The following is a 14,658-nucleotide window of genomic DNA, read 5'->3' as shown; positions in this document are numbered from 1 at the left end:
CTCAAACGGCGGTGAGCAGCGCGTCGAGCGGCCGAGGCAGGGCGTCCCTGCCGCCTGCCGCCTCGACGAGCAGCCGTGCGTAGCGGAGCTTGCGGCGCGCGCCACTGCCCAGAAACCGCCGCATCTGCGCTTCAAGATCCCGGCCGCGCCAGACGGGCTGGCTCTGCAACGAACGGAACGATCCGAGGTCGCCTTGCGAGTCGAAGAGCGCTTCGACCCCTGCAGTGCCCACGGCGCGGATCAGCTCGTCCTCCAGATCGTTCACGCAGACGTAGAACCCGAGGTGCTCCATGTCACCGCGCGTGCGGGGTGAGCCGACCTGGTTCGCGACCATCGCACGCCGGAATATCTCCTCCTCATGCAGGTCATACAGACCGGCAAGACGCACCCGGCTGTCCGGAGGGCCCAACGTCGTCAGGAAGCGGCCGATCGCGTGCGCCCCGCCGATCGGCACAATCACGACCCGCTCCGCCTCGAGATCCCGGCCGCGGCCCACCGCGGCCGTTTCCAGTGCGATCTGGTCGCTGGGGCCCTCGACGAGCACCAAGGTCACGGCGTTGCCGGCCTTCGCCAGGGCGCGGTCCATCGCCAGAACCGGCGCGGCAGGACCGCTCCCATAGCCGTCGAGCGCCCTGCGGGCGAGCTCACGGCGATTGGTGACGTCCATGGTGTTTCCCGATCCGTTGTGCCGTCAGCATGCGCGATGGCCGCATCATCGGCGACACGCATGGCGGCCGACAAGCGATTAACGAGGGCATAGCCGGCGATCCAGCGAAGCGTACGGACGGCGGGGATGGCTCAACAGGCGGCGCGCACGATCTCCCGCGCCGCGCGGGCGAGCTTCTCGTCGTGCGACCGGCCCAGCTCACGCGCGAGATCGATGGTCCGGTCGAGCAGCGCCAGCGCCTCGTCATAGCGGCCCGCCGCGCGGCACGTCTCGGCGTAGGTGTGCAGGAAGTCGATCTCCAGCTGCACCTCGGCCAGCGGTTCCAGCAGCTCGAAGGCCCGCCGGTGGTGTTCGAGCGCCTTCTCGGGTGAACCCGTGATCCGCAGCGCGACACCGAGATAGTTGTGGCACCACGCCTGGTTGTGTTGAAGGTTGTTCTGCTCGGACAGCTTCAACGCGTCATGCAGCGTTCGCAGTGACTCCGCCGGGTCGTCCGGTGCCAGCGCGAGACCGAGGGTGACCAGCCCGGTGATCTGTGCGGGCCCGTCTGCCAGGGCGACGGATGCCCGGGCGAGTTCGACGGCTTCACTGCGCCGCCCGAGGTGAAGTGTCACCCATCCATCGAAGGCCAGCGCCTGGGACTGCCCCATATGGCGCCCGAGCTTCTCGAACAGCTCGCGTGCCCGCCGGAAGTGCGCCTGTGCCGCTTCGAGGTCACCGAGATCCCGGCACACGAAGCCGATGCGCAGCGCCAGAGCGGCTGCGACGTCGTCGTCCGGCCCTGACCGCTCGGCCAGTTCATAGGTGGAGAGCGCCTCGGTGAGGCGTCCGGCGGCGGAACGGGCGAAGCCGAGGTCGGCGAGCAGCGAAGCCCGCTGCCTGTCCCGGCCGAGACGTGCCGCGGCGGCCGCGGCGGCTTCGAGCAGGCGTGCCTGGTCGTCGGTTCCGCGGTGCCGGAAGAACCAGACCCGCATGGCCTGCGGCAGCTCGGCCACTACCTCGTCCACGCCGAGCCGCACGGCGGCGTCGAAGCAGGCCACCAGGTTGACGTACTCGAGGTCGAACCAGGCCATGGCCTTCGCCGGATCTCCCGGCGAGGGCTCCGTGCGCTGCGGCGAGGGCAGCGTCCGATCGTGGGCGACGGCCTGCGCCAGATAGTGCCGCAGGACCCGGCGCAGGGCGGCTTCGGCCCGCGGCTCCTCGTCGGCGGCGATGTCCGCCGCGTACTGCCGGATCAGATCGTGCATCCGATACCGCCCGGGCGAGGGCTCCTCGACCAGGTGGGCGTCGATCAGCTCCTCCAGCGCGGCGCCGACCCGATCGGGCGGCATGTCGCTGAGCGCGCCCGCCACCGCCGCGTCGAAGTCGGCGCCCGGCAGCACGCCCAGCAGCCGGAACATGCGGCGCTGGACCGAGTCGAGTTGCTGCAGCGACATGCCGAAGACGGAGTCGAAGCGGCTGGGGGTGGCGCGCAACCGCTCGGCCAGCACCGCCACCGTCCAGCCCGGGCGGTGGCGAAGCCGCGCGCCCGCCATCCGCAGCGCCAGCGGAAGCCCGCCGCACTGCCGCAGCACCTGGCTGACCGATTCCTCTTCGGTGAGCGCGAGCCCGGCCGCCCGGCCGAACAGGTAAACCGCGTCGTCGTCGGCCAGCGGCTCCAGAGACACCGGCGGCACTCCGTCCAGGCTGACCAGACGGTTGCGGCTGGTGACCAGGACCGCGGACTTCCCCGCGCCGGGGAGCAGCGGGCGCACCTGCTCCGCGTCGACCGCGTTGTCGAGCACGACGAGAACCCGCCGGCGTGACAGCTCCGACCGCCAGAGCGCCGCGCGTTCGGCGGTGCCGGCCGGGGGCTGCGTGACGTCCAACGCGCCGAGCAGCCGGCCCAGCGCGGCGTGCGGCTCCAGTGGCTCCTGACCCGGGGTGAAGCCCTGCAGGTCGAGATAGAGCCCGCCGTCCGGATACGTAGGGGCGAGCCGATGGGCCACATGCACGGCCAGGCTGGTCTTGCCCACGCCCGCCATGCCGTCGATCGCGGCCGCGCCGGTAGCGCCCAGCAGCTCTGCGACCAGCGCGGACTCCGCTTCCCTGCCGGTGAAGTCGAACAGGTCGGCCGGCAGATCGTTGCGGCGCCGGACGGGCTCCGCGCCGGCCTTGGCCGCCTCGGCCCACAGCGCGCGCAGTGGCCGGGGATCGCGTCCCACGGCCCGGCACAGCGCCACGACGGCCTCCCACGGCGGAACGAGCCGGCCGGTCAGATATCGGGACAGCGACGAGCTGCTCAGACCCGTCTCGCGGGCGAGGGCGCGCAGGCTGAGCCCGCTCAGCTCCTTGATCCGGGCGAGCTGAGCCACCAGTCGTTCCTGGGGGCTGGACACGTGCAACACCGTACCCGTCCCGGCCCGCGGAGACGGATCGGCGATGCGTTCGCGCTGCTCAACCGGGTTTTCCGTGTCCCACGGTGTCCCACGGACCAGGCGGGCCCGGGCCCGCCGATGGTCCCATTACTCCTGTCGGAAACACCCGCGACGAAGGAGCAGCGATGTCGACCGAGCGCATGCCGAACCCGGCGGCTTTGATTCCCGAGGCGATGGAGGCCCTGATGGCGGTCAACAAGGCCATCGCGGGTGCCGGAGTGGACGGCAAGCTGCTGGCGCTGAGCCACCTGCGGGCCAGCCAGATCAACGGCTGCGGCCCGTGTGTGGCCGGGGGCGTCCACCAGGCCCAGCGGCACGGCGTGACCGCAGACCAGGTGCACGCCGTCGCCGCGTGGCGGGAGACGCCGTGGTTCAGCGACGAGGAGCGCGCCGCACTGGCCCTTACCGAGGCCGTGACCCGGCTCGCCGACCAGCCGGACCCGGTGCCGGACCAGGTATGGGACATGGCCGCCAAGCACTTCGACCAGAAGGAGCTGGCCGCACTGTTGCTCAACATCGCAATCTCCAACGCCTTCAACCGGCTCAACGTGCCGACCCGCCAGCAGGCGGGCAAGTGGTGACACCATCCCCGACCAGCACCGCCCGAAGCCATAAACCGCAGAGAGAGGAAGTCGTCATGACGACCACGCCGAAGACCGCCACCCCCGAGGGCCAGAAGTACGACGGTTTCACCGAAGAGGAGCGCGACGCGATGAAGGAGCGCGCCAAGGAGCTGAAGACGAAAGCTCGGCGGGGCGCCAAGGCCGACACGGAGAGCGAGGTGCTCGCGAAGATCGCCGAGATGTCGGAGTCCGACCGGGTGATCGCCGAGCGGTTGCACACCGTGATCAAGGCCAGCGCGCCCGCCCTCACGCCGAAGCTGTGGTATGGGATGCCCGCGTACTACCGCGACGGCAAGATGATCTGCTTCTTCCAGTCTGCGGCGAAGTTCAAGGCCCGGTACGCGACCCTCGGCTTCAGCGACGAGGCGAACCTCGACGAAGGCGCCATGTGGCCGGCCTCGTACGCCATTACCGAGATGACCGCCGACGTCGAGGCGAGGATCGGCGCGCTCCTGATGCAGGCGCTGAGCTGAGGGCCCGTCTTCCGCCGCCGCACCCGGTCTAGACGGGAATCGGGCCGAGCCCGAGAACGGCGCGCAGCGCGTTCTCCAGGTCAGTGGCGCGATCGAAATCGCCGGCATGGCCGGTGAGGAAGGCGAAGGTGTAGCCCGCGGCTCCGGCGTAGTTGCCGCCCAGGCCGCCCATACCGTAGTCGTCACCGTCGATGCCGAAGCCCAGCCCCCAGGTCGCCTGTGCCCCGAAAACCGCGTCCATCCCCGAGCATTGGGCGGTGGTGGCCTCGGCGAGCAGGTCGGCTGACAGCAGCCGCGGCAACGTGGAGTAGAAGCCGGCGGCTGCACGGGCGGTGCCGTGGCCGTTGACAGCGGGGATCTCGGCGGCCCGCCAGGCGGCGGAGTTGACCACGGCCGGGTCCTGGGCACCGAGCGGATTGCCGATCGCCCGGTGGTAGAGGTCGGGCTTGCCGTCCAGCGCGGCAGCCCGGTAGGCCGGGGTCAAGCCGGTCAGCTCGATCGCCCGTGCCTGTTCAGCGGGGCCGAGGCCGATGTGAAAGTCCAGCTCGTGCGGGCCGCAGACCTCCTCAGCGAGAAAGCGGCCGAGCGTCCGCCCGTCGGTGCGCCGGACCAGTTCGCCGACCAGATGCCCGTAGAACAACGCCGACTCGCCGTGCGCGGTGCCCGGCTCCCACAACGGCTCCTGCGCGGCAAGAAGCGCGCACAGCCGGTCCCAGTCGTAGAAGGTCTCGGTGGGTACCGGCTGGTCCAGTGCCACCACGCCGGCCTGGTGCGACAGGACATGTCGTACGGTCGCCGGCGCGGTGAACTCGGGCCAGTAGCGCTGCATCGGGGCGTCCAACTCCAGCACGCCCCGATCCACGAGGAGCAACGCACAGACCGCCGCGAACGGTTTGGTTACGGAGTACGGCATGACGATGCTGTCGCGTGACCAGCCGGGCCCGCCCCACAGGTCGACGATCCATCGGCCGTCCAGCTGGGCGGCGACCGCCGCCCCCGCTCCTCCAGCCTGCCGCTTCAGCACATCGGCGAAAACGTCCCGTACCTGCTCGAAACCCGGTTCCACCGTTCCGTTGATCACGGCCACCCACCCTAAAAACGGAGGTCAGCCGTAGGCAACCGGGAATCGAGCACGACAAGTTACCTGCGGGGAACGGCAGTCGCGCAGACAGACACGCAAAGGCCCTCGCCGGCGATCCGGGAGGGCCTCTGAAAAATGGAGCCGCCTAAGGGAATCGAACCCTTGACCCCTTCATTACGAGTGAAGTGCTCTGGCCGACTGAGCTAAGGCGGCATGCCGCGAACGGCTTCGCACAGTCTACAGGGTCGTCGTGGTTCTCGTGCACCCGTCGCCGCCGGGAGCGCCGCGGCCCTCCGAGCGCGCTCCGGGAGCCCGGCGCCTTCCACGGAGATCGGTAAAACTTCCCCAGCCGCCCAGAGGGCCTGCCTTTACCCGATGACCAGCAGAAACAGGCCATACCAGGCGCATCTGTCACAGGAAAAGCGCCCCGTCTCGCCTGACGGCGCCCCCGAGCCGCCAGACATTTGACCTCATCCTTCGCGACCGTTGCCGGGAGGTCGCCGCCCGCCCTCGCCAGGCGGCATGCTGGTCCTCGTCACGCAGGCGACGGCAGGGGAAACGACGGGTTATGCGATCGGCCGGGCAGAAAGTGAAGGTCACACCGCTTCGTACGCGGTACGGCGGCGGTCCGAGCCGGCGAATGGCGGTCGCGGCGCTGGCCGCGCTGCTGCCGTTCACGGCGTGTTCCAGCCACGCCCCGGCCCCCTCCGAGCAGCCGAGCACAGGCGCGAAGGCACAGCCGGCGGTCGATGCGCCCACAGCCGAGCTGCGCCCGTTCTACGCGCAGCGGCCCACGTGGCGCACGTGCGGCGACGGCTTCCAGTGCGCCAAGATCGAGGTGCCCCTCGACTACACGAAGCCCTCCGGCGAGCGCATCCAGCTCAGCGTGATCCGCCTGCCGGCCACCGGCAAGCGCGCCGGCTCCCTGCTCATCAACCCCGGCGGGCCCGGAGGTTCGGGCATCCAATACGCCCGGGCGGCCCGATCCGTGGTGAGCGACAAGGTGCGCGCCCAGTACGACATCGTGGGGTTCGACCCGCGTGGCGTGGGCGAGTCGACCCCCGTCACGTGCATGACGGCCTCCCAGCTCGACGCGTACATCGGGATGGACTCGAGCCCGGACACGCCGGCGGAGGTCACGGCGCTCGACAAGGTGTCCAAGCAGTTCGCCGACAGCTGCGGAGCCAAGTCGGCCCGGCTGCTCCCCCACGTCGGCACGGCCGACGCGGCCAGGGACATGGACGTCCTGCGCGGCGTCCTCGGCGACCCCGGTCTCACCTATCTCGGCAAGTCGTACGGCACCTACCTGGGCGCGATGTACGCCGACCTGTTCCCCAAGCGCGTGCGGGCACTCGTGCTCGACGGCGCGGTGGACCCGGCCGTGCCGTCGCTGAAGTCCAACGAGGTGCAGGCGAAGGGCTTCGAGGTCGCGCTGAAGGCCTTCGTCGAGGACTGCTTCCTCAACCACTCCTGCCCCTTCAAGAGCCGTACGGTGGACGGCGCGATGAAGGAGATCAGCGACCTGCTGGCGAAGGCCGACCGGCAGCCGCTGAAGAACGACCTCGGCGACGGCCGGGTGATCAACGAGGCGTGGACGGTGATCGGCATCGCCACCCCGCTGTACGAGCGCGCGGCCTGGCCCCGGCTGCGGGAGGCTCTGAGCAAGGCGATCAACGAGGGCAACGGGACGGAGTTGCTCCAGATGGCCGACCTGCTGGTCGACCGGCGGTCCGACGGCTCGTACTCGAACCAGACCGAGGCGAACATGGCCGTCAACTGTGTGGACCACCCGTTCCCCAAGGGGCTCGACGCGTACCGGCAGGCCGCGGGCGAGGCCGCCAAGGCGGCGCCGCACTTCGGGCCGTTCGTGATGTGGGGTTCGCTGCCCTGCGCCTACTGGCCCGCGAAGTCCGTCGGCACCGACAAGCCGCTCAAGGCCACCGGCGCGCCGCCGATCCTCGTCGTCGGCACCCTGCGCGACCCCGCCACGCCGTACGAGTGGGCTCAGGGGCTCGCCTCGGAGCTGACCTCGGGCGTGCTCCTCGGGTACGACGGCGACGGGCACACGGCCTACCGCAGCGGCTCCACGTGTGTGGACAACGCGGTCGACGACTACCTGCTCGCCCTGCGCGCTCCCAAGAACGGCACCGTCTGCCCGAAGACGGGCTGAAAGGCGCGGACCCCCGGAATCGGTTACCACTCCGGGCCGCCCTCTCTCATCCGTACAATTCCGGCACATGGCTTACCGGTGGCGCTCACGCGAGCTGACCCTTCCAGTGACCATGGCCGCGTTCCTGACGGTGTCCGGATGCGGGGTGCTCGGCGGGCCCGGGGCGGTCTCCTCCCAGGGCGCCTCGCCGACGCGGCCCTCGCCGTCCGTCGCCTCCGCGGGGATCTCACCGGCGGAGGAGGTGACGTCTCTGGCCAAGGAGGGGTGGTTCGGTCCCACCGGCCCCCTGCACGCGCGGGTGGAGATGCGCGGGGTGGAGCGGTTGGGCGATCGGTCCGTCCTCCGTTTCACGGTCACCTCGCTGGAGGACGAGGCGCGCCACACCGGGAACTCGTTCGGGACGGCGGCCGGAGACCTCACCAGCTACCGCATCCCTCTCATCGATCCGGTCGGCGGCAAGGTCTATCACCCCCTGAGCGACCGGGTGGGGACGCTGGGCAGCAAACCCGGCTACTACCAGCCCGGCGTGCGCTACGAGACCGTCGTGTACTACCCGCCGATCCCGGCGGACGTCCGTACGGTCACCGCGATCACGGCGGGAACGGCGGGCGAGTTCACCGGCGTGCCCGTGGTGGACGGGACCGGTTCCGGCGACCCCCTGTCGCCGACGCCCGCCCCCGGCAGCACACCGGCGCCGGGCACCACGGTGTCCTGGCCGGTGCGGGAACCGGCCGGGCAGATCACCAGCAGCGTCCAGGACCTGTACGGCATCACCGAGGGCGCGGAGAAGACGACCACCGCGAGCGGCGGCGACGAGACCGTGGGCCTGCGCACCGACGTGCTGTTCGCCTTCGACTCGGACCGGCTCACGGCACGGGCCAGAGCCGTGCTCGACGACGTCGCGAAGGAGACCCGGGAGAAGGCCGATCCGGGCAAGCCCCCGATCCTCATCGAGGGCCACACCGACGGCAAGGGGACGCACGCGTACAACATGGCCCTGTCCCTGCGGCGCGCGGAGGCCGTACGCAAGGAGCTGCAGGCACGCCTCGGCGGGGCGTACCGCTACCGCGCGACGGGCAAGGGCGAGACCGAGCCCGTCGCTCGGGAGGGCGGGGCGGACGACGAGAAGGCGCGTGCCAAGAACCGGCGCGTCGAGATCTCCTACCAGATCAAGCAACGGACCGGCGGCTCCACGGCCTCGGGAGCCGCCGAGACCCATGCCGCAGAGACCACCGCAGTCGGGGGACGGCCGGCCCCGTTCCACGCGGACGACGGCGAGCCCGTCGCCAGCCGGACCTACACCAGGCAGCCGTCCGGGCAGCGGCTCCGCATGGACGTGAAGCCCTTCTACCGCGACGGCGCCTACCTCGTCGCGGTGTTCGACATCGTCAACCTCGGCCCGGGGAACCTCGGCGCGGGGACGGGATACGGAGGGGACATCGCCTACATCGGCGGCTGGTACACCGCCTTCTCTGTCGTCGATCCCGCCTCACGCACCGTCTATCGCGCCGTACGGATGGGACCGGACGACCCGCGGGGCCCCGACGACTATGTGGACCCGGGCTGGGCGACGTTCAACGTCAAGCCGGGCACGGGCAACCGCGGCTTCTTCTACGTCCCGGCGCCGCCGCCGGGTGTCACCAGCGTGACCTTCGACGCCGGCCCCTTCGGCACGTTCGACGACGTGCCCGTGCGTTAGCTCTCCGAAGGCGCGGGTTTCATGCTCCGGCGGGAACCGGCCGGCCGTACGTCACGCGCGCCGCCGGGCGGCTCTCTCGATGATCGCCGCCCCGGTCTCGGACTCCAGTGCCGGGGTGTAGCCGGCGGCGCGCAGCCGGGTCAGGGTCTCCTCCTCGCCCGCCACGCTGATCAGCACAGTCGGAGCGATCTTGCGCAGACCCAGCGTGCGCAGCGTCTGAGAGCGGGCGAGTTCCTCGACGAGCGCTTCGTCGTCGGAACGGATGCAGCACCCGGAGCGCACCACCCGGACGCGCCCATGCGTACGGGCGGTGTCCTTGATCAGGTATTCCAGCGGTTGCGGCAGGGGCGCCTCGGCCGCCTCGGCGAGCCGCGCGAGCAGGGCGCCGGCCTCGTGCCCCCGATCGAAGGCGCGGCGCACGGTCGAAGCGGTGAAGCGCCAGACCACGGCGTGCCCCTCCGACTCGCGGTCGGCGACGTCGTCGAGCAGTTCGGCGAGCTCCGGGCCGGGCATCCCGCGGACCACCGCCGTCAGGTCTGCCTGGAAGAACGCGGTGGCCTGCGCGGGCGGGAGCAGGGCCGCCAGGGCGGCGGTCAGCGCGGGCTCCGGCGACGTCCACGCCTCACCAGTGGGCAGCAGGTCGCGTACGACACGACCGACGCCGGTGAGGGCGCCCCCGGCGACCAGGCCGAGCAGCTCGGCCTCACGCATGACGGCTCCGACCAGATCGTCGTCCGCCCCCGACTCGGCGAAGTGGTGCGAGCGGTGCCAGGCCGCCCGCTCCGTCACGTACGGCAGGCAGGCGGCGGAGACGCCCTTGCCCGGGGGAAGCGCGGCGAGCGCCTCGAACACGGCATATCTGATGCCGACCGCGTTCGGATCGTCGGGCTCGGTGAGGGCGACCGGCGTCCCGGCCTCCTCCGGCCAGTACGTGTAGACGGCCGGTATGGTCGCCCAGGTGGCGATGATCGTCACCAGCCGCTCGACGGGAGACCGCTTCAGCCAGTCGTCGTACTCCGTCTTGGGCAGCAGGCTCACGACCGGCTCCGGCAGCTTCCCGCGATGGCCCTTGGGCCGCGGCACCGGCTCCGCATGCAGGCCGAGCAGTCCGGCCTGCGTGGTCAGGTCGAGCCAGAGCCGGGCGACGTCCTCGGCCACGCCGGCCGCCTTGGCGATCCGCTTGGTGTCGCGGACCGCCAGTCCGCCGGCCTTGCGCAGGACTGGAGGCTGGTCGGCGCACGCGGCGAGCACGCGCTCGATCTGGGCGAGCGCGGCGGTGGCGGCCGCCTGGGCGGAACCGTCGGCCCCGGCTGCGTCGGGCAGGCCGGCCGGGGGCTGCGGCGGCTCCGGGGCGAACGGGACGCGCAGCTCGCCGAGGGCGGCCACGGCGACCTCGATCGGCACCTCGGCCGTGTCGTACTGCCCGGCGGGCAGCAGGAGCCCATGCGCGGCCAGCCAGTCGGTGTTCGGGTCGCCGGAACCTCCGGGTCGGAAGGCGTACTTCGGGGCCTGCTGGTAGCCGAAGCCGCCGCGAGCCTGGTAGGCGTGGGTGAGCACCTGCGATCCGTGCCCGATGATGTCGAGCAGCCACTCCCGGGCGTCCGCGGGGGCCTGCGCGAGCAGGGCCCGCACCCGCTCGTGATCGGTGAGCAGGCCGAGCACGTTCTGCTCGGCGCCCTCCCGAGCCCTGGCCTTCGGGAATCCCAGGGTCTCGGCGATCGCGTGGACCTCCGGAGCGTTGAAGTGGAGCCTGATGAGCTCGGCCGCCGGGCGGCCCAGCCCCGCTGCCTCGGCGAGGTGCGCGTGGACGCCCGTGGACACGATCACTTGGTCGTCGTGCGGCGGAAGCACCAGCGCCGTGTCGGCGAGCGCGTCCAGAGTGGCGGCGGCGTGCGCGCGCAGGGCGGGATCGCTCCCGGCCAGCAGATCGAGCACGTCGGCGCGAGGCACGGCCCTTGTGGCCGGGTCCCCGTCATGCCAGAGGTTGAGCAGCGGCCCGTGCCGCTGCGCCGCCAGCCACGCGACGGCCGACAGCGCCTGGTGCTGAGGCAGGGTGCAGAACCGCGCGAGCGAGAGCGCCGCACGCGGCTGGAGCAGCAGCCGGGCGAGGTCCTGCGGAGTTATCTCGTCGTCGGAGGTGAACCCGACCCGGGCGAGGATCAGCCGCCGGTCATCCGGCGACTTCGTCTTCAGCCATGCCGCCAGGCGGCGCTGGGTGTTCACCATCGCAGGGTATTACGCCGTATTCGGCGGCCAGACCTGTTGCCGGTTCACGCCCTTGGCGCGAGCCGCCGAATGGACTCGTCTCTGCGGCATGGACTGCCGGATCCCCCAGATCCGCCGGAAAGCGGCACGACCCGTGCGAGCGAAACCACGCCTACCCTTCGGGATCGCTCACGGCCACTGCCTGCGCGTCGCCGTACATCGCGTCATGTTGCTTTCGGGGGGCGCAGACGCTGGCCTTGGAACAGGCGCAGCGGCGGCCGCCCTCGTTGAGGCGGACGATGACCGAGTCGGACGGCACGTTGTGCCCCACCACCGTGCCCGGGCCCTGCGGGGTGTCCACCGCGAGGCCCGTGCGCGGCGCCGACGCCCGGAACTCCTGGTAGAGCGGGTGCTCGTACTTCAGGCAGCACATCAGCCGGCCGCAGGCGCCCGCGATCCTGAGCGGGTTGACCGGGAGGTCCTGGTCCTTGGCCATCCGCACCGAGACGGGCTCGAAGTCCTTGAGGAACGTCGCGCAGCACAGGTCGCGTCCGCAGGGGCCGATGCCGCCCTGGAGCCTGGCCTCGTCGCGCGGGCCGATCTGCCGCAGCTCGACCCGGGCACGCAGGTTGCGGGCCAGGTCGCGCACGAGCGCGCGGAAGTCGACCCGGTGGGGTGCGGAGAAGTACACGGTGTAGACGTTGTCGGCGTCCAGGTAGTCGACGCCGACCACCTTCATCGGAAGCTCGTGCCGTTTGATCAGGCGCTTGGACACGCTGCGGGCCTCCGCCCTGCGGCGGCGGTTGGTCTCGTCGCGGGCCAGGTGCTCCTCGGCCGCGACGCCCTGGCAGACGGGCAGCCCCTCGACGTCCTCGCTCACGTACTGCGGCGCCCACACGCACTCGGCGACCTCCGGGCCCGAATCCGTCGGCACGAGGACCTTGTCGCCCACCTTGGGAGAGTGGCCGCCCGGATCGAGATAGTAGAGCCGCCCGTAGCGAGTGAAGCTCACGGCCATCATCATTCCCAAGAGCCGGCCCTCCTCGGTCCTGCACGGCTGTCGCGCCCCAAACGCCTCAGGCGTTCGAACCCACCATACGTGCCGTACGGCACCGGCAATCATCGCCTGTGGACAACCTCCGGCGGGCCGGGAGACCCGGCCCGCCGGAACATCCGCTTACCAGGCCGCCGTCCACGCGACGCCGCCGCCGTCCTTGAACAGCGTGCGATATCCGGATTCGGTCACCTGTCCCGTCTCGTCCGGCCCGACCACCAGGACGAACCGCCCGGTGCCGTCCACGTCGACACGCTCGAAGGGAGGCCGTCCGTCCTCACGGCGATAGAGGGTCCGCACGGCCCGCCCGGTTCCGACGTCGTACGCCACGACCTCGTCGACAGCCCCCGCGAGCTTGGTCACCCCCTGCACCTGTGCCAGCTTGCTCCAGCCCAGCGTGGCCACGACGCGTCCGCCGTCGGGGGTGAGGACGATGTCGTTGATCCCGCTCGTCGTCGGGACGGACGATTCCCCGAGCGTGATCGCACGCGCGTCGTCGAGGCCGCCGCCGGAGGTGCCGGTGTCGAGCACCCACACAGTGTGGGAGATCGAGCACTCCCAGGCGACCGCCGTCGCAGGTACGCCTGAGGGATGCGTCGTGCCCGAGGCCGGGTTCTCCACCGTCCTGGCCGGTATCAGGCATGTCCACCCCTTGGGGAGCGGCGGAGCGGAGGGCTCGGCCGACGCCGCCACGGGCTGCTCTCGCGGTGCGGGCCCCACCTCCGGATCCGCCGAAGCAACCGGGAACGGCGCCGTCCCCGGTTCCGCCGGGGTCACGCGCGACTCCGGCAGGACGCCGCCGTCGTCCTGCGGGAGAGCCGATTCCAGGGTGGGGGCGGACCCCGGAGGCGCCTCCGGCGAGACTTCCGGCTCCGCAGGGACTCCCGGCTCCGCGGTGACTTCCGGCTTCGCGGTGACTTCCCGCTCCGCGGGGACTTCCGGCGGGCCCGTCTGCTCCGTGATCGCCTCCGGCGTGGCCTCCGCCGACGTCCCCCAGACCACGCCCGCCCGGCGGAACACCAGGGTGCGCCCGTCATCACTCATCGAGATGTCCTCGAGGGCGGACGTGTGTGCGGACGTCCAGGTACGGCTGTCACCGGTCGCCGTATTCGTGACGATCAGGGACGCGCCCTTGCCGCCCGGCGTACAGGAAGACAGCCCGTAGGCCAGCGTGGAGCCGTCCCCGTTCACCGCGAGCGAGGTGACGGCGGTGCCCTCCGGCGGCGTGAACGGGAGCTCGCCGATGGCGCCGACCTCCCCGCTGTCGCTGAGGCTGAACCGGTAGAAGCGCGACCGGCACCCGTCCTGCTGGGCCACGGCGTAGAAGAGCCGGTTGTCCCGGACGGCCTGCACCTGGGTGAACCGCTCGCCCTCCGGCCCCGGCACCCTGGCCGTCACGTGGCCGTCGGCGACACTCCTGACCGCCATGTCGCCGGAGCGGATCTGCACGAGGAAAGTCGGCTCGGCGGCGGGGCCCGCCGTCGTGCCGGCGGCCGTGTCCATGGTCCCGCCGCCGTGGCGCGCGACGGCCACCCCACCCGTGACCGCGACCGTCACGGCGGCCGCCGCCGCGACCGGAATCAGCCAGGTCCTGCCCCGCGCGGCGCCCACACGCGTATGGCGGCGAGCGGGGGCGGCGGCGGGATCGAACGGCGGGACGGCCTCGACCGTCTCCCCCACCGCGTGGGCGGCGTCCTGCAACCGGCGGATGACGTCGTCGTTCATCGGGTCTCTCCCAGGAGGCGGCCGAGCGCGTCGAGCGCCCGGGAGGTGGTGGACTTGACGGTGCCCCGGCTGATCTTCATGACCCGGGCCGTCTCCTCTTCGGACAGCTCGGCGTAGTAGCGCAGGACCAGGGCCTCCCGCTGGCGCCGGGGCAGGCGGTGGAGTGCCTCCATGACCTCCCGCCGCTCCGCGCCGAGCATCGCGGCCGACTCGGCCGACCAGACGGGCGGGTCGTACGTGCCGGCGAACCAGGACGGCAGCCGCCGCCTGCGCAGCACGGAGCGGGCGTTGTTCAGCACCGCGGCGCGCACGTAGACGAGCGCCTTGTCCCGGTCGCGAAGGCCGTCGAAGCGCCGGTGCAGGCCCAGGAACGCCTCCTGCACCACGTCCTCGGCGCTCTCCCGGTCACCGACCATGATCAGGGCCAGCCGGGTGAGGCCGAGGGCGTGCTCGGCGTAGAGCCCGCTGACCGTGTCGTCGGCGCCCGCCGACAGGGGCGGGACGCTCACGGGCCCCCCGGATTGCTGATCGAGATCGAGCGTTT

At 71.6% G+C, this 14,658-nt stretch carries 11 protein-coding genes and 1 tRNA gene; 4 read left to right on the top strand and 8 right to left on the bottom strand.

The window, feature by feature from the left end; translation table 11 throughout:
* Position 1: 1 nt before the first annotated feature.
* Both ACQEVJ_RS01040 and ACQEVJ_RS01035 read right to left on the bottom strand, forming a co-directional pair.
* Positions 2–667 carry a TOPRIM nucleotidyl transferase/hydrolase domain-containing protein gene (locus tag ACQEVJ_RS01040; protein WP_433096179.1) on the bottom strand — a complete coding sequence of 222 codons (666 nt, stop codon included), beginning with the start codon at positions 665–667 and terminating at the stop codon, positions 2–4.
* Between the two features lie 131 nt (positions 668–798).
* Positions 799–3,045 carry an ATP-binding protein gene (locus ACQEVJ_RS01035; protein ID WP_433096177.1) on the bottom strand — a complete coding sequence of 749 codons (2,247 nt, stop codon included), beginning with the start codon at positions 3,043–3,045 and terminating at the stop codon, positions 799–801.
* A gap of 164 nt (positions 3,046–3,209) precedes the next feature.
* Between ACQEVJ_RS01035 and ACQEVJ_RS01030 the strand changes: the two genes are divergently transcribed.
* Both ACQEVJ_RS01030 and ACQEVJ_RS01025 read left to right on the top strand, forming a co-directional pair.
* Positions 3,210–3,665: a carboxymuconolactone decarboxylase family protein gene (locus ACQEVJ_RS01030; protein ID WP_433096175.1), complete on the top strand. Its 456-nt coding sequence runs from the start codon at positions 3,210–3,212 to the stop codon at positions 3,663–3,665.
* A gap of 56 nt (positions 3,666–3,721) precedes the next feature.
* Positions 3,722–4,180, top strand: a complete 459-nt coding sequence (locus ACQEVJ_RS01025) for an iron chaperone (RefSeq protein ID WP_433096173.1) — start codon at positions 3,722–3,724, stop codon at positions 4,178–4,180.
* Positions 4,181–4,208: 28 nt separating this feature from the next.
* Here the strand turns inward: ACQEVJ_RS01025 and ACQEVJ_RS01020 are convergent, their stop codons facing one another.
* Positions 4,209–5,261, bottom strand: coding sequence for a serine hydrolase domain-containing protein (locus ACQEVJ_RS01020; RefSeq protein WP_433096171.1), 1,053 nt, complete (start codon positions 5,259–5,261; stop codon positions 4,209–4,211).
* Positions 5,262–5,397: 136 nt separating this feature from the next.
* Positions 5,398–5,474 (bottom strand) — tRNA-Thr (locus ACQEVJ_RS01015).
* A 427-nt stretch (positions 5,475–5,901) separates the two neighbouring features.
* Here ACQEVJ_RS01015 and ACQEVJ_RS01010 point away from each other — a divergent pair.
* A complete protein-coding gene (locus ACQEVJ_RS01010) occupies positions 5,902–7,431 on the top strand; it encodes an alpha/beta hydrolase (RefSeq protein WP_433096169.1) in 1,530 nt (509 codons plus the stop codon).
* A gap of 67 nt (positions 7,432–7,498) precedes the next feature.
* The gene (locus ACQEVJ_RS01005) at positions 7,499–9,130 is read left to right on the top strand and encodes an OmpA family protein (protein ID WP_433096167.1); all 1,632 of its coding nucleotides are present in this window, start codon (positions 7,499–7,501) and stop codon (positions 9,128–9,130) included.
* Positions 9,131–9,181: 51 nt separating this feature from the next.
* Here ACQEVJ_RS01005 and ACQEVJ_RS01000 read toward each other — a convergent pair whose 3' ends face one another.
* The 4 genes from ACQEVJ_RS01000 to ACQEVJ_RS00985 all read right to left on the bottom strand — a co-directional run bounded on the left by ACQEVJ_RS01000 (position 9,182) and on the right by ACQEVJ_RS00985 (position 14,623).
* Positions 9,182–11,356: a helicase-associated domain-containing protein gene (locus tag ACQEVJ_RS01000; RefSeq protein WP_433096165.1), complete on the bottom strand. Its 2,175-nt coding sequence runs from the start codon at positions 11,354–11,356 to the stop codon at positions 9,182–9,184.
* A 151-nt stretch (positions 11,357–11,507) separates the two neighbouring features.
* Positions 11,508–12,359 carry a PSP1 domain-containing protein gene (locus ACQEVJ_RS00995; protein ID WP_433112499.1) on the bottom strand — a complete coding sequence of 284 codons (852 nt, stop codon included), beginning with the start codon at positions 12,357–12,359 and terminating at the stop codon, positions 11,508–11,510.
* Between the two features lie 153 nt (positions 12,360–12,512).
* Positions 12,513–14,114 carry a hypothetical protein gene (locus ACQEVJ_RS00990; RefSeq protein ID WP_433096163.1) on the bottom strand — a complete coding sequence of 534 codons (1,602 nt, stop codon included), beginning with the start codon at positions 14,112–14,114 and terminating at the stop codon, positions 12,513–12,515.
* A complete protein-coding gene (locus tag ACQEVJ_RS00985; protein ID WP_433096161.1) occupies positions 14,111–14,623 on the bottom strand; it encodes a SigE family RNA polymerase sigma factor in 513 nt (170 codons plus the stop codon). The genes ACQEVJ_RS00990 and ACQEVJ_RS00985 overlap by 4 nt, the downstream gene beginning before the upstream one ends.
* Positions 14,624–14,658: the final 35 nt, after the last annotated feature.

Origin of the sequence: Microbispora sp. CA-102843 (assembly GCF_050936215.1) — a bacterium.
Lineage (GTDB): Bacteria > Actinomycetota > Actinomycetes > Streptosporangiales > Streptosporangiaceae > Microbispora.
This window is presented reverse-complemented; position numbering and strand designations above follow the sequence as displayed.

What these genes read in the sequence shown, in the direction of transcription:
- ACQEVJ_RS01040 (WP_433096179.1), bottom strand. Translation starts at nt 667, where the DNA reads ATGGACGTCACCAATCGCCGTGAGCTCGCCCGCAGGGCGCTCGACGGC.
- ACQEVJ_RS01030 (WP_433096175.1), top strand. Translation starts at nt 3,210, where the DNA reads ATGTCGACCGAGCGCATGCCGAACCCGGCGGCTTTGATTCCCGAGGCG.
- ACQEVJ_RS01025 (WP_433096173.1), top strand. Translation starts at nt 3,722, where the DNA reads ATGACGACCACGCCGAAGACCGCCACCCCCGAGGGCCAGAAGTACGAC.
- ACQEVJ_RS01010 (WP_433096169.1), top strand. Translation starts at nt 5,902, where the DNA reads ATGGCGGTCGCGGCGCTGGCCGCGCTGCTGCCGTTCACGGCGTGTTCC.
- ACQEVJ_RS01005 (WP_433096167.1), top strand. Translation starts at nt 7,499, where the DNA reads ATGGCTTACCGGTGGCGCTCACGCGAGCTGACCCTTCCAGTGACCATG.
- ACQEVJ_RS01000 (WP_433096165.1), bottom strand. Translation starts at nt 11,356, where the DNA reads ATGGTGAACACCCAGCGCCGCCTGGCGGCATGGCTGAAGACGAAGTCG.
- ACQEVJ_RS00995 (WP_433112499.1), bottom strand. Translation starts at nt 12,359, where the DNA reads ATGATGATGGCCGTGAGCTTCACTCGCTACGGGCGGCTCTACTATCTC.
- ACQEVJ_RS00990 (WP_433096163.1), bottom strand. Translation starts at nt 14,114, where the DNA reads ATGAACGACGACGTCATCCGCCGGTTGCAGGACGCCGCCCACGCGGTG.